Here is a 25335-nt window from a genome sequence, read left to right as displayed (position 1 = left end):
CTGCCTGCGCAGGAGCACGCTGCGTTCTAGGAAAACGGCGCAAGTAGACCAACCGCCCTCCACCCAAAACAGCCCCGCTTCAGCCCCGCATGGCCTCCAGCGCTTTCCCCACGGCCAAAATCCCCTCCGGCGACGCGGCAAAGCCCATATGCGTGCAATCCACCTCGATCGCCCGGTCGCGCTCCCCGGCGCGGCCCTTGGCGCATCGGGGCAGGATCACCCCATCGCGCTGGGACCACAGGGCCACGGTCGGCACGGGCGGCTTTTCTTCCCGATAGCAGGTAAAGGGCGGGCGATCGACCGGGAAGCCGGACACCAACTGATAGAGACGCCAGGCATGATTGGCGCGCGGATCGCCGGAAAAGGGCGTGCCCATCGTCACGACCCCGCCCACCTTGGCGGTGGCATATTTCGCATATTCCCGCGCAAACAACCCGCCCAGGCTCCAGCCGACCAGCGTCACCTTGGCGCCGGTCCTGCGGCGGAGGGCGTCGACCCGGCGGTCTATCTGCTCCAGACTGTCGGGCTTGGGCCCGAAATTGCGGCCCATGCCCCAGCCATGCGCCTCATAACCCGCCGCATTCAGCACGGCGCGCAACGGTTCCATCCGCTGCTCGCCTGCCATCAGGCCGGGGATCAGCAGCACCTGCCGCCCGTCGCCGGCCATCGCTTGCGCCAGGCTGGCCGCCTGCGCCCGGGTCCGCAACAGGTCGAACGGCACCGACGCATTGCCCAGCAGATGCTGGAGCGACGGCCGCTCGGCCGCGCGGGGGCCGTTGGCTAGACGGCCCTTCCAGAAGCTGCTGATGACGTCGGCATAAGGCGGCACGAAAATGTCTTTCCTCTTTCCAGGGGGAAAAATGACATTCTCATGACAATGCGCCCCGAGTCCATGGACATTCATCCATCGGAGCCAACGGTTCGTCGTTTGTTACAGCGGTTTAAGGCCTGGTCAGGGCGCGAGCGGAGACGTCTGCGCCACCGCTCCGCCATCCGCCGAGCGCAACTGGCGCGGTTCCAGGATCGCCGCCGTCTCGATCAGATCGAGTGCCCGCCGCGCCTCCAGATAGCGCCGGGCGAATTGCATCCAGCGGTCCGCCGCCGCCCGCCCCGGCATCTGCTCCACTTCCGCCAGCGCCGCGCCGACCCGCGACCCGTCCAGATAGCGGACCGCCCGGTCCAGCGCCGCCTGCGGCCGGGGGGAGGGGGTGGACGCCTTGTGGATGGTGATGATCTCCCGCGCTTCATGCTCCAGCGCTTCCCACCAGCTTGCATCGGCGGGCGGCACCGTCACCTGATCGGCCACCGCCGTCAGCCCGGCGCGCAGGTCGGCCAGCGTCACCGGTTCCCGCGCCGCATTGATGATGGTCGCGACGGCACGCGGCTGCGCCTGGCCGAAGCGCAGCCGCAACTGCCCCTCGATATAGCCAAGCGGCGCCCCGCTATCGAGCGCCCGGCGCGCCGCAAAGGCGACCAGCAGGCCTTCGGCCCGCGCCGCGTTGCCCGACGCCGCCTGCGCCTCCACGGCGATGCGGTTGAGCCGTTCCTCCAGTTGCACGACCCGGGCATCCAGCATCTGCCCGGCATCGGCCGACAGCGGACGCAGCGGCGCGCCCGATCCCGCGGCGCTGAGCAGCGGATCGGTCATCGCCGCCTGCCGCTGCGGCGCGTTCCACCGCTGGATTTTCGGCAGGGCCAGAACGGTCAGCACGACCCCGACCGCAAAGGCGAGCAGGACCAGCAGCACCAGCAGCCAGGGCCCACGCCGCTGCGCGGGGGGCGGCGCCGTAACGCCGTTCGCCGCGCCGTCCGTGTCGCTCATCAGGGGTCTTTCTTCCATAGGAGGCGAATCATTCGCATAATCGGACGGCAAGGGCCAGCATCCTCTCATCATCGGGTCTATCGGGCGCCTGGGCGCTGGCCCAGCCGGCGCCGCAGGCCGCCAGCGCGGCGGGGCTGATCGCGATCAGGTGCAGGGATTGGCGTTGCTCCCGCCCCACAAGCTGCGCCAGCACGTCCCCGGCACGGGGCGAATGCACCAACAGCACGCTGCCCGCCGCCAGCCGTTCCGCCAGTCCGCTCTCGCCGGTCCGCAGCATCGCGTAAACGGCGATCCGCTCGATCCGCAGCGCGCCCGCATCGATCGGCGCCACCGTCCGTCCGGCCAGATGCAGCACATGGCCATGCCCTTCCGCCGCGATCCGCCGCGCAATGGCGGTGCCGTCGCCATCCCCGGCGACGACCTGCCCGAATCCCGCCTCCGCTAGCGCCTTCGCCGTCGCCCGCCCCACCGCATAAGCGGGCAGGCCCCGATAATCGGCCAGCCGCTCCCCCGCCAGCCGGGCCGCATTGGCGCTGGTCAGCAACAGGGCGTCGAAGCGATCCGGGGCAGGGGCATCCCACGCCAGCGCCTGGGGCGCGAACAGCGGCATGACCTGTGTCTGCAATCCCAGTTCCGCCGCTCGCTCCGCCGTCTTGCTCGCGCCCGGCTGGGGCCGCAGGATGACGACTGGCCTCACGGCTCGAACAGGGCGCGCAATGCCGGGCTCGCCCGCTCCAGCAAGCCGCGCCCCATCGCCTCGGCGGCGGCGAGGTCGCCCCGCCCGATCCGCAGCGAATCGCCAATCGTCTCCTGCCCGTCGGGGCTGATGATCTCGGCGCGCAGATGAATCCGCCCCTCCTCCAGCCGCCCCAGCGCCGCGATGGGCGAATGACAGGTGCCCCCCAGCCCCGCGAGCACCGCCCGCTCCGCCATCACGCAGTCGAAGGTGTCGGCGTCGCTGATCGTCGCCAGCAGCTCCAGCATCGCGTCGTTGCCGCTCAGCGTCTCAATGCCCACGGCCCCCTGAGACGGCGCGGGCAGCATGACCTCGACCGGAATCGCCGCGCCCACATCGCCCTGGCCCAGCCGGTCCAGCCCCGCCGCCGCCAGCAGGGTCGCATGCGCCTCCCCCTTTTCCAGCTTGGCAAGCCGCGTCGCCACATTGCCGCGGAACAGCACGACTTCGGCATCGGGCCGCAAGCGCTTCACCTGCGCCGCCCGGCGGGGCGAACTCGTCCCCACCACCGGCTTTTCCGGCAACGCCTCAAAACTCGCCGCGCCCACCAGCCGGTCCCGCACGTCGGCGCGGGGCAGCATGGCGGCGATGCGAATCTCAAGGGGCCGGATCGTCTCCACATCCTTCATCGAATGCACCGCGAAATCGATCTCCCCGGCCAGCAGCGCCCGGTCCAGTTCCTTGGTCCACAGCGCCTTGCCGCCGATCTCCGCCAGCGCCCGGTCCTGTATCCTGTCCCCGCTGGTCTGCACGACGACGATCTCGACCGCGCCCTCCTCCCAGCCATGGCGCGCGCGCAAGGCCGCCATCGTCATATGCGCTTGCGCCAGTGCAAGCGGGGAGCCACGGGTGCCAAGGCGGAGGGGAGTCTGTGGGGGGCTGTGGGGCTTTTGCATGATCCCGCTTGCTCTAATGGTCGCGGACATTAGATGGAAGCGGCAATGACGATCATCCTTGGCCTGGAATCAAGCTGCGACGAAACCGCGGCGGCGCTGGTGACGGCGGAGGGCAAGATCCTGGCCCACCGCCTCGCCACGCAGGAGGAGGCGCATCGCCCCTATGGCGGCGTCGTTCCCGAAATCGCCGCCCGCGCCCATGTCGAGGCGCTCGCGCCCTTGATCGAAGCGGCGCTCAAGGATGCGGACCTTAACCTGAACGATGTCGACGTGATCGCCGCTACCGCAGGCCCCGGCCTGATCGGCGGCGTGATGGTCGGCCTCGTCACCGGCAAGGCGCTCGCCCATGCGGCCAACAAGCCGCTGATCGCGGTCAATCATCTCGAAGGCCACGCCCTGTCGCCGCGCCTGGCGGACCCGACGCTGCAATTCCCCTACCTGCTGCTGCTGGTGTCGGGCGGCCATTGCCAGTTGCTCCATGTGCGCGGCCCGGGCGACTATGCCCGCCTTGCCACCACCATAGACGACGCCAGCGGCGAAGCCTTCGACAAGACGGCGAAGCTGTTGGGCCTCGGCTATCCCGGCGGTCCGGCGGTGGAGAAAGCCGCCGCTCTCGGCAATGCCAAGGCTGTCCCCCTGCCGCGCCCACTGGTCGGCACCGTCGAACCCCATTTCTCCTTCGCGGGCCTGAAAAGCGCGGTCATGCGCGCCGCCCAGTCCGGCCGCTATTCGACCGAGGACATCGCCGCCAGCTTCCAGCAGGCCGTCATCGATTGCCTCATCGACCGCACCGAGCGGCAACTGGCCGGCCTTCAGGACATCACCGCCCTTGTCGTCGCCGGGGGCGTCGCGGCCAATCAGTCGATCCGCGCCGCGCTCGAAGCGCTGGCGGCAAAGCACGACCATCCCTTCGTCGCGCCGCCGCTCTGGCTCTGCACGGACAACGCCGCGATGATCGCATGGGCCGGGGCAGAGCGCTATGCGGCGGGCCTGATCGACGATCTAACCGTCCCGGCCCGCCCGCGCTGGCCGCTCGACCCCAGCGCGGAAAAAGCGCGCGGAGCAGGAGTGAAAGCATGAAAGCAGGCGTCATCGGAGCAGGCGCCTGGGGCACCGCGCTCGCCCAGACCCTGGCGGCGGACGGCCAGCAGGTCCGTCTTTGGGCGCTGGAACCGGAGGTGGTGGAAGCGGTCAACAAGGACCGGCAGAACCCCCTCTACCTCCCCAACATCCCGCTCAGCCCCTCGATCGAAGCCACTGGCGATATCGCCGCCATGGCCGACCGCGACATGCTGCTGATCGTCAGCCCGGCCCAACATCTGCGCAAGGTCGTCGCGCAGGCCCCGGCAGGCACCCCGCTCATCCTCTGCTCCAAGGGCATAGAGGCGGGCACCAGCCTGCTCATGTCCGAAGTCGCGGCGGAAGCGCAACCGACTTCGCCCATCGCCGTCCTTTCCGGCCCGACCTTCGCCCATGAGGTGGCCAAGGGCCTGCCCACCGCGATCACGCTCGCCTGTGCGGATGCCGGTCTCGCCGCGAAGATCGCCGCCCGCATCGCCCGCCCCGCTTTCCGCCCCTATCTCTCCGACGATGTGGTCGGCGCGGAGATTGGTGGCGCGGTGAAGAATGTCCTCGCCATTGCCTGCGGCGTCGCGGAGGGGGCGGGCCTCGGCCTCAACGCCCGCGCCTCGCTGATCAGCCGGGGTTTTGCCGAAATGACCCGCTTCGGCCTGGCCAGAGGTGCGCGGTCCGAAACCCTTGCGGGCCTTTCGGGTCTGGGCGACCTCGTCCTCACCTGCTCCTCGACCAACAGCCGCAATTTCTCGCTGGGCAAGGGGCTGGGCGAGGGCCAGTCCGCAAAAGACCTGCTGTCCAACCGCCGTACCGTAGCGGAAGGCGCCTTCACCGCCCCCGTCCTGCGCGAAGCCGCTCGCGCGGCGAAGGTTGAAATGCCGGTGGTCGAAGCCGTCTGCGCCCTGCTGGAAGACGCTGCGCCGCTGGCGCAAGTGATGGATGCGCTGCTCGCCCGTCCGCTGCGCGCCGAATAAAAACTCGCGCTCTTTCCAGATATTGCTACAGTCCGGCTCCACAAAATGACGCCACAGCATTGATGTCCAGTATTGATCTCACAGGGGGACCATAGTTCGTTGCCGGTTGAAGGGGCCTCTCCCGCGCAGCAGGATGACATTGCGGCGCTTGCCAAGGGTGGACGGACCAATGTGTTCGGCTTCCTGCTCCGTCTCGCTGCGCGCCTGCCCTTCCTGTTCATCGCCGGCCGCTGGTATGGCGCCGACGCGCTCGGCCGCTTCGCCTATGCCGTGCTGGTGGTGGAGTTCATCGCCCAGCTCGCGACTTTGGGCCTGAAACGCGGCCTTGCCGGGGCGCTTGCGCAAACCGAGCGCCCGCACAGCCATGTCGTGACCGACGCCATGCTGGTGACGCTGATCGCCTCCCTGATCGGCAGCGCGCTTCTGGTGGCCTTCCCGCAAGCCATGTTCCCGAACAGCGGCATCAACGGCCTCGACCGCCTGCTCGCCCTGATCGTGATCGCGGTGGCCGGGTCCGACGTGGCGCTCGCGGCCTGCGCCTATCGCTTCGACATCGGCGCGACCGTCCGCGCCCGCTCCATCATAGAGCCCTGGGCGATCAGCATCGGCGCCTTCGCCTTCGCCTTCTATTCGACCCGCGACGGGCTGATCCTCTCCTATGTCGTCTCGATGATCGCCGCGATGGTCGCCTCGATCATTCCCATGACCCGCCATTACGGCATCCCCTATGGCTGGCGTCCCGATTTCGGCCGGCTGTGGCGACTGGCGCGCCGCAACCTGCCTCTCGCGGCGGCGGACGGCGTTGAATGGGGCTCCCGCCGCCTCGACATGGCGATTCTGGGCCTGTTCGTCAGTCCGGCGGTGGTCGGCATCTATTATGTCGCCCAGCAGGTCGCCTCCCTGCCCCAGAAGCTGAAGACCAGCTTCGACCCGATCCTGGGGCCGGTCATCACTCGCAATCTGGCGGAGGGCAATCTCAACGCCATCGCCCGCCAGGTCAGCCAGGTCGGCTTCTGGATCATCGCGGCGCAGGCAGGCATAGCCCTAGCCCTGGGCATCCCCGGCGAGGCGGTGATGGGCCTTGTCGGTCCCCATTTCGTCGGCGGCACCGGCGCGCTTGCCTTCCTGCTGCTGGCCGAAGTCGTCGCCGCCACCGCCGTGGTCAGCGAATCCGCGCTGGTCTATATCGCCCGCCACCGCAATCTGATGATCTCGTTGCTGATGATCGGTTTGCAGGCCGCTTTGAGCTTCGCCCTGATCTTCGTCGCCAAGCGCCTTGGCTTCCACGACATGGCCGTCGCCGCGGCCCCCGCCCTGGCCCTCAGCATCGCGCTTGGCGTCAGTGCGCTGATCAAGGCGCGGCTGCTCTCCCGCCTGCTCGGCGCCAAGGTCAACGCCTGGCGCTGGCCGCTGCTCAGCGCTTCCGGGGTGGCCTGCCTTGTCGGCGCCGCCTTCGTCGCGCTGCCGCCCCGGTTCGAATGGGTGGAGCTGGTCTTCGGCGTCTTCACGATCCTGGGCGTCTACGGCATCGTCATCTGGCGCTGGGGTTTTGGCCCAGATGACCGTGCCCTATTCAGGAAGCAGAAACCCGCCTGAATTGAAGCGCGACGTGCTCCTGCGCAGGCAGGAGCCCAGTTCTGCCGTCAGAGAAACAATGCGACGCTTGGGCTGGGCTCCTGCCTGCGCAGGAGCACGTCGCGCCCTAGCTCACCCCAGCGTCTTCGCCCGGATCGCCTGCAAATCCTCTTCCGGCCGCGCGCCCCAGTGGGAGATCACCTCGGCCGCCGCCGCCGCGCCCAGCTTCAGGCATTTGTCGATCTCCAGCCCCTCCAGATGCGCGGCCAGGAATCCCGCCGCGAACAGATCGCCCGCCCCGGTCGTGTCGATCACTTCCTCGACAGCCGCCGCCAGCGCCTCATACCGCACGCCGTCGACCACCGCGATCGCGCCCTTTTCGCTGCGGGTCGACACCAGCACCGGCACCTTCGCCGCGATGGCGGACACCGCCTTCTCGAAATCGTCGACCTGCGCCAGCGACTGGATTTCCCCCTCATTGGAAAAGAGGATGTCGATCATCCCCTGATCAATCAGGTCGATGAAGTCCGCCCGATGCCGGTCGATCACGAAATTGTCGGACAGGGTGAAGGCGACCTTCCGTCCTGCGCCCCGCGCCGCCTCGATCGCCGCGCGCATCGCCGCTCGTGGCTGCTCCGGATCCCAGAGATAGCCTTCGAGATAGAGGATCGAGGCCGACCGGATCAGGTCCAGGTCCAGCGCCGCTTGCGGCAGGAATTGCGACGCGCCCAGGAAAGTGTTCATCGTCCGCTGTGCGTCGGGCGTCACCAGGATCAGGCAGCGCGCCGTCGGCACGTCGCCTTGCATCACCGGCGTGTCATATTTGATCCCCAGCGCCCGCACGTCATGCGCGAACACCGCGCCCAACTGATCGTCATTGACCTGTCCGATGAAGCCGCATTTCTTGCCCAGCGCCGCCAGCCCGGCCAGCGTGTTCGCCGCCGATCCGCCGCTGATCTCCTTGCCTGCGCCCATATCGGCATAAAGACTCTCGGCCGTTTCCGCGTCGATGAGCTGCATGCCGCCCTTGGTCAGCGCATGCTCGGCCAGAAAAGCGTCGTCGCTTCGGGCGAGCACGTCGACAATGGCGTTGCCGATGGCGACAACATCAAGCGTGGGGGCAGCAGCGGTCACGCGAAATCCTTCGTGAATGAGGGGGAAAATCCCGCCGTCTCTACCGATCCGCGCCGCGGCGCGCAACGCCGCTGATTGACGCATCGGCCCGAGCCGGGAATAGCTGGCGCCATGATCCTGACCGCCGCCTTCCGGGCCTTCCCCTCGATCTTCCACGGCGCCGCGCTGCGGCTGATGATGAAGACGCTGCTGTTGACCCTGCTTGCCTTCGCGCTGCTCGCCGCCGCGCTGTGGAGCGGCATCCACGCCGCCCGCCTGCATTTCGGCTGGGCCGGGGGCGGTCTGGCGGAGGCGACGGCCACCGCCCTTGCCATGATCGCTGCCGCCTGGCTGCTGTTCCGCGCCACCGCCATGGCGATCATGAACCTGTTCGCGGACGACATCGTCGTCGCCGTCGAGCGCGACAGCTATCCGCAGGCCGCGACCTGCGCCCGCCCGGTCGGTTGGGCGCGCAGCCTGCGCTTCGCGCTGCGCTCCCTGCTGCGGACCATCGGCTGGAACCTGCTCGCTCTGCCCGCCTATCTGTTGCTGCTGGTGACGGGCATCGGCACCATCGGCCTGTTCCTGATCCTCAACGCCGTTCTGCTTGGCCGCGACCTGGCCGACATGGTCGAGCCGCGCCATCCCGGCCTGCCGCCGATCCCGCGCGGCAGCCGGTGGCTCATGGGCCTCGTCTCGGCGCTTCTGTTCCTCGTGCCGGTCCTCAACCTGCTTGCGCCGATCTGGAGCGCGGCTATGGCTGTCCACATGCTGCACGGTGCCCGAAGGAAAATGCCATGAACCGCCTCCCACTGGCGCTTGCCGCAGCCCTATGCTCGACCCTCGCCGCTTGCGGAGGCGTGGTGCCGCCGCCCGCGACCCAGATTTCCCGCCCGCCCGCCGGTCCGCCGGCCAGCGCCTTCACCCGCCCCGGCCCGCTGATCGGAACCGACGCCCGGCACCTCATCCAGATGTTCGGCCAGCCCCGGCTCGACATCCGCGAAAACAGCATGCGCAAGCTGCAATTCGCCAATGGCCGCTGCGTGCTGGACGCCTATCTCTATGTCCCGCCGCAGGGGAAGGAACCGCTCGTCACCCATGTCGACGCCCGCACGCCGACGGGCACGGATGTCGACCCGGCGAGCTGCTCAGCGGCGTTGCAGGCGAAGTGATGAGTGCGGGATGAAGCGCACCGTGCTCCTGCGAAGGCAGGAGCCCAGTTCAGACGGCGGGACTGGGTTCCTGCCTTCGCAGGAACACGTTCTCTCAAACTTTAAACCAACCGCGCCAAAGCCCAGCAGGCCGCCTCCGCCACCACCGGATCGTCGTCCGTCACCAGCGCTTGCAACCGCCCAATCAGTCGCACATCGCCGCTGTTCCCCGCCGCGATGGCGGCATTGCGCACCATCCGGTTCCGCCCGATCCGCTTGATCGGAGAGCCGGAGAAAATCTCGCGAAAGCCCGCATCGTCCAGCGCCAGCAGATCGCCCAGCTCCGGCGCGGCCAGCTCCGCCCGCCCGACAAAGGCCTTGTTCGCCGCCGCGCTGTCGGCAAATTTATTCCACGGACAAACCGCCAGACAATCGTCGCAGCCATAGATGCGGTTGCCGATCGGCGCCCGGAACTCCTCCGGAATCGGCCCCTTATGCTCGATGGTCAGATAGGAAATGCAGCGCCGCGCATCGACCACATAGGGCGCGGGAAAGGCGTCGGTCGGACAGGCGACCTGGCAGGCGGAACAACTGCCGCAATGGTCCTTTTCCGCCGCATCCGGGACCAGCGCGATCTCGCTGTAGACCGCGCCCAGGAACAGCCAGCTTCCATGCGTCCGGCTGACGAGATTGCTGTGCTTCCCCTGCCAGCCGAGGCCCGCCGCCTCCGCCAGCGGCTTCTCCATCACCGGGGCGGTGTCGACAAAGACCTTGAGCGCCCCCGGCTGCTGCTCGACCAGCCAGCGGGCGAGCGCCTTCAGCCCCTTCTTGACGACATCATGATAGTCGCGCCCCTGCGCATAGACCGAAATCCGCCCCCGGTCCCCCACATCCGCCAGGGCCAGCGGATCGCGCCCCGGCGCATAGCTCATCCCCAGCATGATGACGCTGCGTACATCCGGCCACAGCCCTTGCGGCGATCCGCGCTGCCCGGCGCGTTCCTCCATCCACAGCATCCCGCCATGATGCCCGGCATCCAGCCATTGCCGCAGCCGTTCCCCCGCCAGCGGCGCGGCGTCGGCGGGCGCGATGGCGCAGGCGGCAAAGCCCAGCCGCAACGCTTCGGCCTTCAGCCGCTGTTCCAAGGTTTCGTTTTGCGTTGGCATGCGATGCGACTATCAGAGGTCGATGATCGGGGCTCCTCAACCGACCTATGCCGTTGAAGGCCATGGTCTTGTCAAGACATTCGGCAATTTCCGGGCGGTCGACGGCATCGACATCGCGGTGCCCGCCGGGTCGATCTACGGCATTCTGGGCCCCAATGGCGCGGGCAAGACGACGCTGCTGCGCACCCTGCTGGGCATCATCGACCCCGATGAGGGCCATCGCAGCCTGCTGGGCGATCCCGCCCCGCTGCGCCAGGCGCGCAATGTCGGCTATCTGCCGGAGGAACGCGGCCTCTACCCCTCGATGAAGGCGTTCGAAGCGGTCGCCTTCATGGGCGCGCTGCGCGGCCTGCCGCTCAAGACCGGGCGGGAACGCGCCCGCGCCATGCTGGCGGATTACGGCATGGGCGCCTCGGCCGAAAAGCCGATCCGCCAATTGTCGAAGGGCATGGCCCAGACCGTCCAGCTTTTCGGCACGATCATCCACGAACCGCGCCTGATCGTGCTGGACGAGCCCTTTTCCGGCCTCGACGCCTTTAACCAGGGCAAGCTGGAGGCGCTGATCCGCGACCAGGCAAGGCGCGGCGTGACGGTGCTGTTCTCCACCCATGTCATCGCCCATGCCGAACGGCTGTGCGAGCGCGTCGCCATCGTCGCGGGCGGCCGCATCCGCTTCGAAGGCACGGTGGACGCTGCCCGCAACCGTCTGCGCCCCCAGGTCCGACTGCGCACCCGCGCCAGCGACGGCGGCTGGCGGCGCGCTTTGCCCGCCGAAACCATGGCGGAGGATGGGGCATGGCATTTCGCTCTGCCGCAGGACGGCATCGAACCGCTGCTGCGCGCCCTGCTTGACGGCAATGCCGGGATCGAAAGCCTGTCGATCGAACGGCCCGGCCTGCACGACGCCTTCGTCGCCATCGCCGGGGAAGCGGCGGCCCGGCAGATGCAGGACGATCAGGCGCGGGAGGAAGCGGCATGACCGAAATGATGCGCGCCGCCTTCGTCATCGCCCGGCGGGATTTCACCGCCGTCGTGCTGTCCCGCACCTTCATCTTCTTCCTGCTGGGGCCGCTGTTCCCGATCGTCATCGGCATGGCGTTCGGCGGGCTGGGCGACCGGATCTCCACCACCGACCTCCGCCCGGTCGTCGGCATCGCCATGTCGCCCGCCGACACGGCGCGGATGTTGCGCGCCCATGCCCGGCTGGCTGAGCGGATGGGACCGCAGGGGCTGCCGGTGCTGCGCCGCGTCCCGCTGTCGCCCGCGCCCGGCGTTCAACTGGCGAAGGCCAATGCCGATGTCATGGTGATCGTGTCCGGTTCCCCCGCCCAGCCGGTGATGACCGGCCAGCCGCAGGACATCAAACGGCTGGAAGGCGACATCAGCCTGCTCGCCAGCGCCGCTCTGGCCGAAAAGTCCCTGCATATGGTGCATGTCGAGGCGCAGAAGGTCGCGACCAGCGTCGGCGCGCAGACCCAGGGCCGACTGGCGATCGGCCGGATCGCCCAGATCGTCGTTTTCTTCCTGACGATCCTGCTCGCGGGCATGATCCTGTCCAATCTGGTCGAGGAAAAGACGAACAAGATCATCGAGATATTGGCCGCGGCGGTGCCGGTCGACGCGATTTTCCTGGGCAAGCTGATGGCGATGCTGGCGATGAGCTTCGTCGGCATCCTCTTCTGGGGCGGCACGGCCTTCTGCGTGTTCCTGGCGCTAAAGACGCCGGGCGTCAGCCTGCCGGTTCCCGCCATCGGCTGGCCGGTCTTCCTGATGCTCGCCATCGTCTATTTCGCCATGGCCTATACGCTGCTCGGCTCCCTGTTCCTGGGGATCGGCGCGCAGGCGGCGACGGTGCGCGAGGTGCAGACGCTGAACATGCCCGTCACCATGGGGCAGATGCTGATCTTCTTCTTCGCCACCTATGCGGTCGACAAAATGGGATCGCCACCGGAAATCGCCGCCGTCATCCTGCCCTTCTCCTCCCCCTTCGCCATGATCGCGCGGGCGGCGCAGGTGGATTCGATCTGGCCGCATCTGCTGGCGATCGGCTGGCAGATGATCTGGGTCGCCCTCATCATCCGCGTCGGCGTGCTGCTGTTCCGCCGCCATGTGCTGAAATCGGGCGGCGGCTGGTGGAAGCAGCTATTCAGAAGCGCGACAGGCTGAAGCCGCTATGATCGCGTCCATGAACCGGCGGCGATTCCTGGGACTGGGCGGCGGCGCCGCCACGATGCTCATCCTCTGGCGGGTCGGGCTGGGGAGGGCGGACGCGGCCTATCCCTTCGCGCTCAGCGATGCCGAATGGCGCAAGCGGCTGAGCCCGCTCGCCTATCAGGTGCTGCGCAAGCGCTCGACCGAATATCCCTTCACCAGCCCGCTCAACAAGGAGCATCGTCCGGGCACCTTCGCCTGCGCCGGTTGCGCCCAATCGCTGTTCAGTTCGAAGACCAAGTTCGACAGCGGCACCGGCTGGCCCAGCTTCTGGGCGCCCTTGCCGCGGGCTGTAGGCACGTCGCGGGATTTCGAGCTGGGCTATCCCCGGACCGAGGTGCATTGCAGCCGTTGTGGCGGGCATTTGGGCCATGTCTTCGACGATGGGCCGAAGCCCACCGGCAAGCGTTATTGCATGAACGGCGTCGCGCTGACTTTCACGCCGGGCTGAGCGACGACCTTGTAGATGCGGAGCGGTCCCTTGACCGGGACCGGCTGCAACCAATGCGGCGGCTTGTTGCGTTCCAGCACGGCGGCCAGGCTCTGCGGGAAATCGGCGCGATAATGCTTGACCTCGTTCATTTGCGGGCAGGTCACGACATAATCCGCGCCCTTGCCGCCGTTCAGCCCCATGATGATCTCCCGGGCCTTGTCGGGCGGGGCGGTGAAGCCCTCTATGACCGCGGTGATGCCGGCGGCATTGCGGTGGTGCGCCGTGCCGATCACGCTATGGTCGGTCCGCACGAGAATGTCCGGACCCAGATCGAGCGGCGCGAACAAGGTCGCTTTGGGCAGGGCATGCAACGGCGTCAACATGGCCGACGCGCGGCAATTGACGGTCTCCGGCTGCTCCTTCGACGTGCGGCTCGTAAGCATGATCCAGGCGCCGCAAATGCCCGCCGGGGTCAGCATCATGGCGACGGCCGCCGTCACCAGAACCCGCGCCGCCGCTCTGGTCCAGGTCTGGATATGCCGGAATATCGTCAACAGCAGCCAGGCAATGCCCGGCAGCGCGAAGACATGCGCCACCGACATGGCCCGCAGCACCAGGATGGAGACCGCCACCGCGCCCGCCAGCAGCAGCGCGATGACCATCCAGCGTTCCCGCGCCTCCGGCTCCTTGGCGGCCCTGGCCGCGGCGATTGTGCTGACAAGGCCCATCACCGCAGGCAGCAGGATGATGCCGGACATCATCAAACTCTGTTCCCAGACCGGGCGCCCCTCCTTCACCTGCAGATACCAGAGGCGGTAGGCGAGCGGGCCAAGCGCCTTGAACGGATCGCCCGAAAGGCATGCGCCGCCGGTCAGCAGGAACAGGCCGATAGCCGAGACGCCACCGGTCGCCGTCGCCGCGAACCGCCGCTGGATGGAGGCCGTGCCGAGCAGGCGCAAGGCCAGGGGCGTCGCCAGCGCAAAGGCCAGCAGGGGCCAGATATAGGCTGCCGAAAGGCTGTCGCATTGCCGGATCAGCGGGGCCTGCGCACCGCGCAGCAACAGCAGCAGGGCGAACGCGCCGCAACCCAGCGTGACGGCAAAGGCGCTCAGGCGGGCGGCTTCCCGCCGGTCGAACCAGCTCCGCATGGCGAAGGTTCCGGCGAACAGCGCGGCATAGGGCAAAGCCTCGCTGGAAATCTGGAGCCAGATCGCCAGCGCCAGTCCCGCCATCAGGCCGCCCCGGCGGCGATGCGCGTCCAGCGCGCCGCACAAGGCGATGGCGGCCATCCAGATCTGCCACCCATGATGGTCGATCCGGAACGGCGTGAATTGGACCAATATGGTGGGCGTCGTCAGGAGCAAGGCCACCGCCAGCAGCGCGACGATGCCGCTATCGGTGGCGCGCCTGGCCGCTTGGAACAATGCGGCGGTCAGGCCGCCCAGCAGCAGCAGGGGCGCCAGCACGCAGGCGGCGATTTCGGCCTGCGCGGCGCCCAGCAGCGGGCGCAGCAGGACGATCAGCGCGGCGATCGGCATGTCGACGATGCGCGACCAATGCATGGGCCCGCCTGCCGGCGGATTGACGCGATGCTGGCTGACGTCCCAGAAACCCTGTCCGTGCAGCCAGTCGCGGACCTGCTGCAACCGCATGGCGTCGTCCGGATCGCGGAATTGAAGCGTCGTCAGGCCGCTGCGGAACAGCCAGAGCATGATGCCGCAGCACAGCAGCCACGCCAGCAAAGCTCCCGCGCCGGTCCACCAGCGGGCGATCAGGGGTCTGGCGGCAAGGGAGAGGGACTCAGGCGCGGGCGAAGATGCCATATTTCCGGATCGCATAGACGGACAGGAAGCTGACCGGAACCGCCATCAATTTGGCCAGGGCGGGGGCGATGCCCAGACCGCTCAGGCCGCCCACGACCGCCATGGTGATCGCCATGCCGATGAGGGCGCTGGCGATGAAGGCGATGCGCTGTGCATGGGTGGCCGGCTGCTGCATTTCGAAGACGAAACGAACGCTGATCAGCCAATGCAGCACAAGCCCGCCCGAATAGCCGCCAAGCGCGGCGAGGGCGGGGGGCAGGCCCATATGGTTCAGCATCATGAACAGCGCGAAGTCACCCGACAGGGCGCAGATGCTGGCCAACAGATAGCGCGTGAAGGTGAAGCGGCCGACGATGGCGTTCACCGGCCCGGCCATGCTGCGCACCCAACGGGTCATGGCGGTCAGGCTGCCTTCAATCGGTTGGGCACCAGCCGTTCGCTCGCCAGCGCGGCGCGCTCTCCAGCGGCGTCCTGCCCTTCTTCGCCCGCCTCATGATATTCGGCGTCTTCATTGACCGCCCAGATGTCGTAAAGCTGCTCGCCCGCCTCGATATTGCGGACGGTCAGCATCGCCGTCATCATCGCATGGTCCTGATTATTGTAGCGGTGCATGCCGTTGCGCCCGACCAGATGCAGCGTGGGGTAAAGCCGCTGCAATTCGGTCCGCATCGCCAGCACATTGTCGGCATAGCTGTCGTCATAGACCGGATAGGCCTTTTCCTGCCGCACCACCGCGCCGCCGACGACGTCGCCGGGATTACACAGGCCCAGGATCGCCATTTCCTGCTTCGCCAGCTCGATCAGATCGGCGTCGCTCGACGACCAGAGGCCGTCGCCCTCGAAGCAGAAATATTCCAGGCCCACGCAGGCGAGGTCCGGATCGGGCACCATTTCGGGCGACCAGCTCCGGAAATTCTGGATGCGGCCGACCTTCACCTTGCTGTCGTGGATGTAGATCCAGTTGTCGGGGAAGATGTCGTCCCCCTTCACCATCAGCGCCACGGTCAGGAAGTCGCGATATTTCAGCTCCATCGCATGGCCCAGCGTGGCGGGCAGCGGATGGATGCGCCCGGCCAGTTCGCGCATCGGCGCGGAGCTGATGACATGGGCGGCGTTGATGACGGCTTCGCCATCCGGGCCCTGCGCCACCATGCGCCAGCGGCCGCTGCTCTGATCCTGCGACAGTTGATCCAGACTGTGGGCCATCAGCACTTGATTGCCGCCCTTGACCACGAAATCGCGCGCCGCTTCCCACATCATGCCGGGGCCAAGGCGCGGATAGCGGAAGCTTTCCAGCAGGGTCTTGGTCGCCATGCCGTCATTGGGCTTCTTGTTGAGGCCAAGCGAACGCTTGAGGCCGTCCACGACCGCACCCCAGAGCGACAGGCCCTTGATGCGCTGCGCCGCCCAGTCCGCCGACATCTCGTCGCAAGGCATGCCCCAGACCTTCTCCGTATAGGTCTTGAAGAAGATCGAGAACAGCTTGTGGCCGAAGGCGTTGACGGTCCAGTCCTGAAAGGAGCGGATATTGCGATTGGGAAACAGCTTCGCCTTGGCGAAGCTCGCCATGCAGAGGGTCGAGCGCCAGATGCCCAGATTCCCGAGCGCTTCGAAGGCGCGCAGCGGGTAGCTGTAGAATTTGCCCTCATAATAGATGCGGCTCATCCGGGGGCGCTGGATGAAGTCGTCGGGCAGAATCTCGTTCCAGAGGTCGACGACCTCCTTCGACTTGGAAAAGAAGCGATGGCCGCCAATGTCGAAGCGGAAGCCGTTCAGCTCGACGGTCCGGCTGATGCCGCCGACATAGACGGGATCCTTTTCGATGACCCGAACCGAATAGCCCTTTTTGGTCAGCAGATAGGCGGCGGTAAGGCCGGCCGGACCTGCGCCAATGATGGCGACATCCACATTGTGGTCGTTCTGCGGCATCTAAGGCCCCCCGATGAAATCCTTGACCAAATGAGGTGAAGGAAATCTTCTAAGGAGTAGTTAATAGCCGGTAACAATGCAAGATAAGGCAACGCCGACGGATATATGTCCGTCGGCGTTGTTCTTTATTCCGAAAGACGGATCAGCCCTGACGCTGGGCCTGGATCAAGCTGTTGAGGTCCGTCCGGGCGCCGTCCAGCGCTTCACCGTAGCAGGCGCGATAATCCGGGGTTTCCGGCAGGATCGATCCGTTCATCCAGCCGCACACTTTCTTGGCGGCCTTGGTGATGCGGGAATCGGCTACGCGCGCGCCATGGGTGCTGGCGAGGTTGAGATCGGCCATCGACACGGCGATGCTGCGGGTTTCCATGCCAGTACGGCCGTCGACCACCACATCCATGTCATTGATGCCGGCGAAGGCGTTTGCCGCGGGCAGGGCAAGGGTGATCGCGGCGGTCAGCGCCACCAACGTCTTTCTGGTCATCCTATATTCTCCTGTCGAACTTTTTTATTGGGTCCGCCCAACGCCTGACGTGGGAGAAGGGTCACGAATCAGATAGGCTTCGTGCAGGCACATGAAAAGGGGCCACTTGGCAAAAAGTGGCTGAAAACCGTTATTTTTGCGGATGCGAAAGGATTGGCCGCCCCTTCGCATCCGCATCATTTCACGATCAATGGCGGAAGTGGCGCATGCCGGTGAAGACCATGGCAAGACCCGCTTCGTCGGCGGCGGCGATGACTTCCTCGTCACGGATCGATCCGCCCGGCTGGATCACCGCCGTTGCGCCCGCCTCGACCGCCGCGAGCAGGCCGTCGGCAAAGGGGAAGAAGGCGTCGGAGGCGACCGCCGAACCGATGGTGCGGGCTTCGCTCCAGCCCGCCTTTTCCGCCGCATCCCGGGCCTTCCAGGCGGCGATGCGGGCCGATTCGAGGCGGTTCATCTGACCCGCGCCGATGCCGGCGGTGCTGTTGTCCTTGGCATAGACGATGGCGTTGGACTTCACATGCTTGGCGACGGTCCAGGCGAACAGGCAGTCGGTCAGTTCCTGCTCGGTCGGCGCACGCTTGGTCACGAGCTTGAGCTGGTCGCGGTTGATGCGGCCATTGTCGCGGCCCTGCACTAGAAGGCCGCCGGCGATGCTCTTGATCTGAAGGCCGTCGCGGGCCGGATCGGGCAGTTCGCCGGTCAGCAGCAGGCGCAGATTCTTCTTCTTGGCGAAGATCGCCTTGGCTTCGTCATCCGCGCCGGGGGCGGCGACGACTTCAGTGAAGATGCCGCTGATCGCCTCGGCGGTCGGGCCGTCGAGCGGGCGGTTGACGGCGATGATGCCGCCGAAGGCAGACACGCTGTCGCAGGCGAGCGCGGCTTCATAGGCTTCGATCAGCGTGGCGCCGGTGGCGACGCCGCAGGGATTGGCGTGCTTGACGATCACCACGGTCGGCGGGCCGTCGCGGAATTCGCTGACCAGCTCCAGCGCCGCGTCGGCGTCGTTATAATTATTGTAGCTGAGTTCCTTGCCCTGGATCTGCTTTGCCTGCGCGATGCCGTTGGCCGACGGGCCGACGGGTAGGTAGAGCGCCGCCGACTGGTGCGGATTTTCGCCATAGCGCAGGGTGGAGCCTAGCTTGCTCGACACAGAGAGGCTTTCGGGGAATTGCACGCCCTGATCGGCAAAGGCGAACCAGCTTGCGATCATCGAGTCGTAAGCGGCGGTGGCGGCATAGGCCTTGGCCGCGAGCATGCGGCGGAAGTCGTAGCTGGTCGCGCCGCCCTTCTCCTCCATTTCCGCGATCAGGCGGGCATAGTCGGCGGGGTCGGTGACGATGGCCACGCTCTCATGATTCTTCGCGGCGGAACGGACCATGGAGGGGCCGCCAATGTCGATATTCTCGATGATCTCCTCGCGCTCCGCGCCCTTGGCGACGGTGGCGGCGAAGGGGTAGAGGTTGACGACCACCAGATCGATCGCGCCGATGTCGTGCGACTGCATGGAGGCGACATGATCGGGATTGTTCCGCACGGCGAGCAGGCCGCCATGGACCTTCGGATGCAGCGTCTTGACGCGGCCGTCCATCATTTCCGGGAAGCCGGTGAGGTCGGAAATATCCTTCACGTCGAGGCCCGCCTCGCGCAGCGCCTTGGCCGTGCCGCCGGTCGACACCAGCTCTACGCCATGCTTGCCCAGCGCCTGGCCCAGTTCGATAAGGCCGGACTTGTCCGACACGGAAAGAAGGGCGCGTTTGATGGTGACGTCTGACATGAAGGTGCTTCCTGCTGTTCGGGTGCCGCTCAGGCTTGCCGTGGCCCTCTAGAGCGATTTCGAGTGAAATGGAACATTCGACGGCTCGGAAATCACGGCCGGGAGGGCGTAAAGCGGCCACGCCGGGCCATGGCGGCGGGCCTGCGGGATTAGGGTGGCATGGGCTGCACGACTAAAGCGCGGAAAGGCGGGGTTTTCCCATTCGTGCGACGGTGGATGGGGAGATGGCCGCGGCTTGCAGGAAATGGATGGCTGGAATTGGCCAGTTGCGGACATTCTCAGCCGTTAAGCGCATCGTGCTCCTGCGAAGGCAGGAGCCCAGTTCAAACGGTGCGATGATCCACAGACGGCGGGACTGGGCTCCTGCCTGCGCAGGAGCACGGTGTATTTCAAGGAAAGCAGGCGGTCCGCTTTCCACCCCAAACCGCCATCAACCCACTTTCTTGAACAGCCAGCCTATGGTGGAGCCGCCGGGGAGGGCTTCGGTGGTGACGGCCAGTTGCCGCGTGGCGTGGGGGCGGCCGTCGGGGTCGGTCCAGAGGCTTTCCTCGATCGCCAGCTTCCCCGCATTGGCGCGGAATTGCCAGGTGGCGCCCGTGTCGATGCGCAGCAGCGCGCCCATACCGTCGGCGGTGGGAGTGGGTTCGACGCCCGGCGCCAGATGGAAACGGAGCTGGACCGGCAGCTTCACCGGCTTCCGCCTGCGGGCGGCGGGGGTCAGCATGTCCTCGCCCCGGACCTCCTTGCCGTCGCTGCTCATCATCAGCAAGCGGCGGTGGACATAGCCCATGCGGCGGACATAGCCGTCATGGGAAAGATCGAGGCGGCTGCCGCTTTCGCTTTCCTGACGGTTGATCTCGACCTCCGTCACGCCCTTGCCCAGCGTGCCGTCGGGCAACAGGGCAGTGGAGTTGCTGTCGTCCAGCACCAGCGTGCTGTGGGCGGCGGTGGTGCGCAGCCCCTGCGCCAGATCGCGGCCGATCCATGCGCCCTCCAGCGCGGCGCCGCCGCAATTGATGATCAGCCGCTGCTGGCCGTCGCTGATCTCGATCGCGCCCGTGGAGGCACAGCCGGCATCGGCCAGTTGCGCGACCGGCGGCGGGGCGGCGTCGACCTGGACCACCGTGCCCCCGGCGGCCAGCCGCTGATAGCCCCAGCCATTGGCCTGGCGCAGCGGGCGCGCGCGCACGCGGCTGGCGCGGATCACCGCTTCGATCGTCGCGGGATCGATCGCGCCCGCGCCCTGCCAGTTGCCCAGGCCCCCATCGCCATGGGTGAGGCCGAGCAAGGCCGGAACCGCCTTGCCCAGCGCGTCCTTCAGGAAGGGCGGCGTCTGTTCACGGCGCACCTCATAGACGGCGGCGACCATGGTCAGCAGCATGATCGCCTCCAACTGGTCGAGCGGCGAGCGGGAGATGATGCCGCCATCGGCATGAAGACCGCTGTCGAGCGCGCGTTTCAGGCCCGCTTCCCCGAACAGCTTGCGCGTCGCGCCGCCGGGCAGCAGCATGGAGGCCGCGACGATCCCGCCCCAGGCGACGAGCCGGGGCAGGCCGATATGCGCCTTGTCCGCGCCGCGATCGAGATGGCGGGCGGTGCGGGCGATGCAGTTCAGCACCAGCGAGCGGTAGACGAGGTCACTCGACGACAGGATCAGCGGCGCATGGGCCGACCAGAAGAGCAGCCGCCAGCCCGCATTGTCGGCGCGCCAGGCGGGTTCGCTGGGCGTGTCGGCATGGGCGTCCAGCCATTTGCGCATGACGCCTTCGGCCAGCGGCGCGGCCTGCTCGCGGGTGGCGACGGTGGCAAGGTCGCGCAGCCAGTGGAAGCCGTGGAGATAGTCGGTGAAGCCGGGCGTAAGGCCAGGATTGGCGAAATCCAGCTTGCCCAGCGGCTGCTTCAGCCCCCGGAACAGGAAATAACCGGCGCGGATCGCCTGACCCGCATGGGCGTTGCCGGGAATCTCGTCGTCGGGAACGGCGAGCAGCTTGAGCGGATATTTGCCCTTCAGCCGGCGGCCGTGGATCGGCGTCTTCCAGCTCAGCAGATAGAAGCGGTTGGCGATGCGCTGGGCCAGCGACAGCCCCTTGTCGTCCGCGATGCGGATGAGCCGCTTGCCCTGTTCGATTCCGTCTTCCGGCCGGTCGGTTTCGGCCTCATTCCCGGAAGGATGAGGCGGGATGGATTGGGGGGCAAGGCGGCGGCGGTCGCTCACCCGCCGCGCAGCGTCCGGATATTGTCGGCATAGGCGGACGCGCCGCCGCGGAAGGTCGCGGTGCCCGCCACCAGCACGTCGGCACCCGCCTCGATGGCGAGCGGGGCGGTCTTGAAATCGATGCCGCCGTCGACTTGCAGGCGGATGTCGCGGCCGCTCTTCTCGATCATCTTGCGAATGGCTTCGATCTTGCGGAGCTGGTTCGAAATGAAGCTCTGGCCTCCGAAACCGGGGTTGACGCTCATCACCAGGATCAGGTCGACGTCGTCGATGAGGTAATCCAGCATCTTGGCCGGGGTGCCGGGGTTCAGCACCACGCCCGCCTGCACGCCCAGCGACTTGATATGCTGGACTGAGCGGTGGATGTGCGGCCCGGCCTCCGGATGGACGGTGAGAATGTCGGCGCCCGCCTCGGCAAAGGCGTTCAGATACTGGTCTACCGGCGAGATCATCAGATGCACGTCGAACGGCTTCTTCGTGTGTGGGCGCAGCGCCTTCACCACGCCGGGGCCGATGGTGATGTTGGGCACGAAATGGCCGTCCATCACGTCGATGTGAATCCAGTCGGCGCCCGCTTCGTCGATGGCGCGAACCTCTTCGCCCAGACGGGCGAAATCGGCGGACAGGATGGAGGGCGAGATCAGGATCGGGCTGGTCATTTGACCTTCGGCCTTAGCCTTGGCCGAAGCCCAGGGCAACGCCCGATTCGCGCTATCCACAGGCTTTTGCAGACGGGGATTCCGGCGGCCGTGGAGGCGGCCTTCAGGACAGGACGAACAGCGTGGGGTCCAGCCCCTTGGACGGGCCTGCGCCTTTGGGCAGGAACTGCTTAACGCCGTGTAAAGCAACCACTTGATTTTGCTGCACTATGGGGGCGGCGATCAGGCGCATGACGCATTCCCCGCCGTCCGCCGGACGGATGTCGACATCCAGGGTGAAGCCGCGCCGGTGGCGGATGGCATAGGCGCGGAGCTGCTCCATTGCGGCACAGCTTTCCGGCGCATAGAGTGAGACCGCGAGTGGGCGGGGGACGGGCATGCCCCGTTCCAGCCCGAAAATGTCGTAAACCCCGTCGGTCCAGTTCAGGCTGTTGTCGCTCAGGTCGCAATGCCACAGGCCAAGGCCGCGCTCCGCCAGCGCCTCATCGTCGCGGGCGAGCCGGTCGTCCAGCATGACCGGCGCCAGATGCTCGCGCAGGGCGTAGAGCGGCCAGCTATGGTTCAGCGGAAGAGGCTCGGTCGGGCGCAAGGCGGGCCTTTCGTGCAGACGACATTCGCACCATAGGGCGCTGTGGTTAAGGCTTAGTGGATCGCGCGAGCCGCGCAACGAAAAAGCCGTCGGCGCCGCCCTGTTCCGCGAGCGTGTCCGGCAAGGTGCGGACCCAGCCCTGCGGCGTGGGGGCAATGGCTTCGGGCAGTTCGGCGGGATCGGCGGGGCGCGGCGCGAAATCGGGATGGGCGCTCAGAAACTGGGCGATCCGTTCCTCCCCCTCGGCCTGTTCGAGCGAGCAGGTGGCGTAGATCAGCGTGCCGCCGGGTTTCAGCCATTGCGCGGCGCGGGCGAGCAGTTCGGCCTGGAGTTCGGCCAGTTCCGCGATCTGGCGCGGGCCGATGCGGTGGAGCACGTCGGGGTGGCGGCGGTAGATGCCGGTGGCGGTGCAGGGGGCGTCCAGCAGGATGGCGTCGACGGGTTCCGCCGGCGTCCAGGCGCGGAGGTCGGCCTGGACGATTTGGGCGGAGAGGCTGGTGCGGGCGAGATTTTCGCTGAGCCGTTCGAGGCGTTTTTTCGACTGGTCGACGGCGGTGACGCGCCAGCCGGCGGCGGCGAGCTGCATCGTCTTGCCGCCGGGCGCGGCGCACAGGTCGAGCATGTGGCGGCCTTCCCCCGGCCCCAGCAGGCGGGCGGGGGTGGAGGCGGCGAGATCCTGCACCCACCAGGCGCCCTCGCTGAAGCCGGGGAGGTCGGGGATATTGGCGCCTTCGGGTAGGCGTACATGGCCGGGCGCGAAGCTTTGACCGCCCAGTGTTTCGGTCCAGCGAGCGGTTTCGCTGGCGTCGCGCAGGCTGAGGTCGATGGGCGGGCGCTGGGCATAGGCCTGCGCCGCGGCTTGGGGCATGGCGTCGCCCCATTGTCCGGCCCATCGGGCGGCGACCTCCGGCGGGAGGGTCGGCGGGGAAGGCAGCGCCGGATTGGCGCGGGTCAGCGTGCCGAAGACGCCGTGCACCAGCTTGCGCGGGCCGCCGTCGACCAGCGGCAGGGCGGTGGCGATGGCGGCGTGGGGGGCGGTGCCGAGCGCGATGGTCTGGATCAGCGCGATGCGCAGGACCATGCGCGCCTTGGCGTCATGGGGCAGGGGCTGGCGGGTGGCGCTGTCGATCAGGGCGTCGAGATCGGGCAGATGGCGCAGCGTTTCGGCGGCGATGGCGTGGACCAGCGCGCGGTCGGCAGAGGGCAGGCCCTGGGCCGCGCCGTGCAGCGCGAGTTCGAGCGGATCGCCCCGGCGCAGCACCGCATCGAGCAGGCGGAGCGCGGCGCGGCGGGCGGGAAGGCCGGGGACGTCTTCGGGTCGGGGGGATTTTGCCATCGCTTGCGCCTAGGGCAAAATGGGGTGGGAAGTCACCCTTGTTCGATGCGGGGGAGTTGAGCGGACGGCCAAAGAAAAACGCCCCGGCCGGAAGGGCGGGGCGTTTTTTCCTTTGACCGGGGCAAAGCCCTCAGAACGGGACTTCGTCGTCCAGATCATTGTCGAAATTGGGTCCGCCCGCGCTGCCGCGACCGCCGCCGGATGAGCGGCCGGAGCTGCCGCCGCTAAAGCCGCCGCCACTGCCGCCACCGCCGAAATCGTCATAATCGCCGCCGCCAAAGCCGCTCGACCCGCCGCTCCAGTCGCCGCCGCCCTGCTGCGAGCGGCCACCGCCGCCGCCGAAGCCGCCACCCTGGCCGCCACCACCCGGCGCGCCGTCCAGCATGGTCAGCACTGCGCCCGGCCCTTGCAGCACGACTTCGGTGGTGTAACGGTCATTGCCCGACTGGTCCTGCCATTTGCGGGTGCGGAGCTGGCCCTCCAGATAGACTTTCGACCCTTTGCGCAGGAAGCGTTCGGCAACCCCGGCCAGACCTTCGGAGAAGATCGCGACGCTGTGCCATTCGGTGCGCTCCTTGCGCTCGCCCGACATGCGGTCCTTCCAGCTTTCGGAGGTCGCGATCCGCAGGTTGCACACCTTGCCGCCATTCTGAAAGCTCTTCACTTCCGGGTCCGCGCCCAGATTGCCCACCAGAATGACCTTGTTGACCGAACCCGCCATGTTTCCTCCGAAGCGTTAGCAGGCCCTTATAGCGGGCTGTTTCCGGAATGCTACTGTCAGTGGGCGATGGCGCCGAGCAACAATCCGCCCGACAGCAAAGCGAGCCAGGAGGCCGCGATCCGCCGCAGCCAGGGCGCGCGGGGGCCGGTCGCCGCGCCCATGCTGGCGCCCAGTCCGGCCCAGAGCAGCGCGACCATGGCGACCGAGGCGGCGAACAGCAACATATGCAGCGGGAATGCCGGATCGGCGCCGGACGGGAGCAGGAGCAGCCCGACGATCAGCGCCTTGGGATTGAGCAGGGTGGTGACGAACAGGCGCTGCGTGGTGACGCCGGTCTGCGCGCTTCCGGAATCGGGGATGCGCCACAGCTTGAGCGCGAGGCGGAATATCCAGAGCGCCGCGCCGATCCTGATCGCCTGGGCCAGCAGCGGCCAGCCGGCGAGGCTTTCCCGGCCCCAGATCGCCAGCGGCGCGACGACGATCAGATAGGCGATCAGCTCCACCGGGATCAGCGGAACGGTCCGGCGCAGGCCCGCCTGCGCGCCGGACAGCGCCATGAGCGTGTTGCTGGGCCCCGGAGTCAGGAGCAGCGCGGCGATCGCGAAAGTGAAGAGGAAGGGGTCGGCCATATGCTCTCGCTAGCCGGTCCCG

The 25335-nt window shown here is 67.4% G+C and carries 25 protein-coding genes; 8 read left to right on the top strand and 17 right to left on the bottom strand.

What is annotated here, in order from left to right:
• Nucleotides 1-79 precede the first annotated feature (79 nt).
• The 4 genes from HUK72_RS11450 to hemC form a co-directional block, all read right to left on the bottom strand.
• Nucleotides 80-829 (bottom strand): alpha/beta fold hydrolase, encoded by a 750-nt coding sequence (locus HUK72_RS11450; protein WP_176596882.1) that lies wholly within the window; start codon nucleotides 827-829, stop codon nucleotides 80-82.
• Between the two features lie 123 nt (nucleotides 830-952).
• Nucleotides 953-1840, bottom strand: a complete 888-nt coding sequence (locus HUK72_RS11445; protein WP_176596881.1) for a hypothetical protein — start codon at nucleotides 1838-1840, stop codon at nucleotides 953-955.
• A gap of 10 nt (nucleotides 1841-1850) precedes the next feature.
• Nucleotides 1851-2519, bottom strand: a complete 669-nt coding sequence (locus HUK72_RS11440; RefSeq protein WP_176596880.1) for a uroporphyrinogen-III synthase — start codon at nucleotides 2517-2519, stop codon at nucleotides 1851-1853.
• Nucleotides 2516-3454, bottom strand: a complete 939-nt coding sequence (hemC, locus tag HUK72_RS11435) for a hydroxymethylbilane synthase (RefSeq protein WP_176596879.1) — start codon at nucleotides 3452-3454, stop codon at nucleotides 2516-2518. Before hemC ends, HUK72_RS11440 begins: the two co-directional genes overlap by 4 nt.
• 45 nt (nucleotides 3455-3499) lie before the next feature.
• On the opposite strand from hemC, the gene tsaD reads away from it, so the two are divergent.
• From tsaD to HUK72_RS11420, 3 genes are all read left to right on the top strand, one after another.
• Nucleotides 3500-4534, top strand: coding sequence for a tRNA (adenosine(37)-N6)-threonylcarbamoyltransferase complex transferase subunit TsaD (tsaD, locus tag HUK72_RS11430; protein ID WP_176596878.1), 1035 nt, complete (start codon nucleotides 3500-3502; stop codon nucleotides 4532-4534).
• The gene (locus HUK72_RS11425; RefSeq protein WP_176596877.1) at nucleotides 4531-5502 is read left to right on the top strand and encodes an NAD(P)H-dependent glycerol-3-phosphate dehydrogenase; all 972 of its coding nucleotides are present in this window, start codon (nucleotides 4531-4533) and stop codon (nucleotides 5500-5502) included. Before tsaD ends, HUK72_RS11425 begins: the two co-directional genes overlap by 4 nt.
• A gap of 99 nt (nucleotides 5503-5601) precedes the next feature.
• On the top strand, nucleotides 5602-7098 hold the full coding sequence (locus HUK72_RS11420; RefSeq protein ID WP_176596876.1) for a lipopolysaccharide biosynthesis protein: 1497 nt from the start codon (nucleotides 5602-5604) through the stop codon (nucleotides 7096-7098).
• A gap of 111 nt (nucleotides 7099-7209) precedes the next feature.
• Here HUK72_RS11420 and HUK72_RS11415 read toward each other — a convergent pair whose 3' ends face one another.
• Nucleotides 7210-8211, bottom strand: coding sequence for an adenosine kinase (locus HUK72_RS11415; protein ID WP_176596875.1), 1002 nt, complete (start codon nucleotides 8209-8211; stop codon nucleotides 7210-7212).
• A 111-nt stretch (nucleotides 8212-8322) separates the two neighbouring features.
• Here HUK72_RS11415 and HUK72_RS11410 point away from each other — a divergent pair, with 111 nt between their 5' ends.
• Nucleotides 8323-8991 carry an EI24 domain-containing protein gene (locus tag HUK72_RS11410; RefSeq protein WP_176596874.1) on the top strand — a complete coding sequence of 223 codons (669 nt, stop codon included), beginning with the start codon at nucleotides 8323-8325 and terminating at the stop codon, nucleotides 8989-8991.
• Entirely contained in the window at nucleotides 8988-9362 is a 375-nt protein-coding gene (locus HUK72_RS11405; protein WP_176596873.1) for a hypothetical protein, read from the top strand. Before HUK72_RS11410 ends, HUK72_RS11405 begins: the two co-directional genes overlap by 4 nt.
• 101 nt (nucleotides 9363-9463) lie before the next feature.
• Here HUK72_RS11405 and queG read toward each other — a convergent pair whose 3' ends face one another.
• Nucleotides 9464-10507, bottom strand: coding sequence for a tRNA epoxyqueuosine(34) reductase QueG (gene queG, locus HUK72_RS11400; RefSeq protein WP_176596872.1), 1044 nt, complete (start codon nucleotides 10505-10507; stop codon nucleotides 9464-9466).
• A 22-nt stretch (nucleotides 10508-10529) separates the two neighbouring features.
• On the opposite strand from queG, the gene HUK72_RS11395 reads away from it, so the two are divergent.
• Genes HUK72_RS11395 through msrB form a run of 3 tightly spaced genes read left to right on the top strand, consistent with a single transcriptional unit; the run spans nucleotide 10530 to nucleotide 13169 of the window.
• Nucleotides 10530-11486 carry an ABC transporter ATP-binding protein gene (locus HUK72_RS11395; RefSeq protein WP_176596871.1) on the top strand — a complete coding sequence of 319 codons (957 nt, stop codon included), beginning with the start codon at nucleotides 10530-10532 and terminating at the stop codon, nucleotides 11484-11486.
• Entirely contained in the window at nucleotides 11483-12673 is a 1191-nt protein-coding gene (locus HUK72_RS11390; RefSeq protein ID WP_176596870.1) for an ABC transporter permease, read from the top strand. The genes HUK72_RS11395 and HUK72_RS11390 overlap by 4 nt, the downstream gene beginning before the upstream one ends.
• Nucleotides 12674-12680: 7 nt before the next feature.
• Complete coding sequence (gene msrB / locus HUK72_RS11385) at nucleotides 12681-13169, top strand: peptide-methionine (R)-S-oxide reductase MsrB (protein WP_176596869.1); 489 nt, start codon at nucleotides 12681-12683, stop codon at nucleotides 13167-13169.
• Here msrB and HUK72_RS11380 read toward each other — a convergent pair.
• From HUK72_RS11380 to HUK72_RS11330, 11 genes are all read right to left on the bottom strand, one after another.
• Nucleotides 13127-14974 carry a hypothetical protein gene (locus tag HUK72_RS11380; protein ID WP_176596868.1) on the bottom strand — a complete coding sequence of 616 codons (1848 nt, stop codon included), beginning with the start codon at nucleotides 14972-14974 and terminating at the stop codon, nucleotides 13127-13129. The genes msrB and HUK72_RS11380 overlap by 43 nt on opposite strands.
• Nucleotides 14952-15371, bottom strand: coding sequence for a GtrA family protein (locus tag HUK72_RS11375; RefSeq protein ID WP_176596867.1), 420 nt, complete (start codon nucleotides 15369-15371; stop codon nucleotides 14952-14954). Before HUK72_RS11375 ends, HUK72_RS11380 begins: the two co-directional genes overlap by 23 nt.
• Nucleotides 15372-15376: 5 nt before the next feature.
• Nucleotides 15377-16903: an NAD(P)/FAD-dependent oxidoreductase gene (locus HUK72_RS11370; protein ID WP_176596866.1), complete on the bottom strand. Its 1527-nt coding sequence runs from the start codon at nucleotides 16901-16903 to the stop codon at nucleotides 15377-15379.
• A 142-nt stretch (nucleotides 16904-17045) separates the two neighbouring features.
• A complete protein-coding gene (locus HUK72_RS11365; RefSeq protein WP_176596865.1) occupies nucleotides 17046-17387 on the bottom strand; it encodes a UrcA family protein in 342 nt (113 codons plus the stop codon).
• A 187-nt stretch (nucleotides 17388-17574) separates the two neighbouring features.
• Entirely contained in the window at nucleotides 17575-19164 is a 1590-nt protein-coding gene (gene purH, locus HUK72_RS11360; protein WP_176596864.1) for a bifunctional phosphoribosylaminoimidazolecarboxamide formyltransferase/IMP cyclohydrolase, read from the bottom strand.
• A 430-nt stretch (nucleotides 19165-19594) separates the two neighbouring features.
• Nucleotides 19595-21379, bottom strand: a complete 1785-nt coding sequence (locus HUK72_RS11355; protein ID WP_176596863.1) for a heparinase II/III family protein — start codon at nucleotides 21377-21379, stop codon at nucleotides 19595-19597.
• Nucleotides 21376-22038: a ribulose-phosphate 3-epimerase gene (gene rpe, locus HUK72_RS11350; protein ID WP_176596862.1), complete on the bottom strand. Its 663-nt coding sequence runs from the start codon at nucleotides 22036-22038 to the stop codon at nucleotides 21376-21378. Before rpe ends, HUK72_RS11355 begins: the two co-directional genes overlap by 4 nt.
• Before the next feature lie 103 nt (nucleotides 22039-22141).
• Nucleotides 22142-22627, bottom strand: coding sequence for a diguanylate cyclase (locus tag HUK72_RS11345; protein ID WP_176596861.1), 486 nt, complete (start codon nucleotides 22625-22627; stop codon nucleotides 22142-22144).
• Between the two features lie 46 nt (nucleotides 22628-22673).
• Entirely contained in the window at nucleotides 22674-23963 is a 1290-nt protein-coding gene (locus HUK72_RS11340; protein ID WP_176596860.1) for an RsmB/NOP family class I SAM-dependent RNA methyltransferase, read from the bottom strand.
• Nucleotides 23964-24093: 130 nt separating this feature from the next.
• Nucleotides 24094-24684 (bottom strand): single-stranded DNA-binding protein, encoded by a 591-nt coding sequence (gene ssb, locus HUK72_RS11335; RefSeq protein WP_176596859.1) that lies wholly within the window; start codon nucleotides 24682-24684, stop codon nucleotides 24094-24096.
• A 56-nt stretch (nucleotides 24685-24740) separates the two neighbouring features.
• Nucleotides 24741-25313, bottom strand: coding sequence for a LysE family translocator (locus HUK72_RS11330; protein WP_176596858.1), 573 nt, complete (start codon nucleotides 25311-25313; stop codon nucleotides 24741-24743).
• Nucleotides 25314-25335 lie beyond the last annotated feature (22 nt).

Origin of the sequence: Sphingobium sp. 15-1 (assembly GCF_013375535.1) — a bacterium.
In the GTDB taxonomy this organism is placed as follows: Bacteria; Pseudomonadota; Alphaproteobacteria; order Sphingomonadales; family Sphingomonadaceae; genus Sphingobium; species Sphingobium aromaticivastans.
The sequence above is the reverse complement of the archived record's forward strand: the minus strand, read 5'-3'. Positions and strand labels throughout refer to the sequence as shown.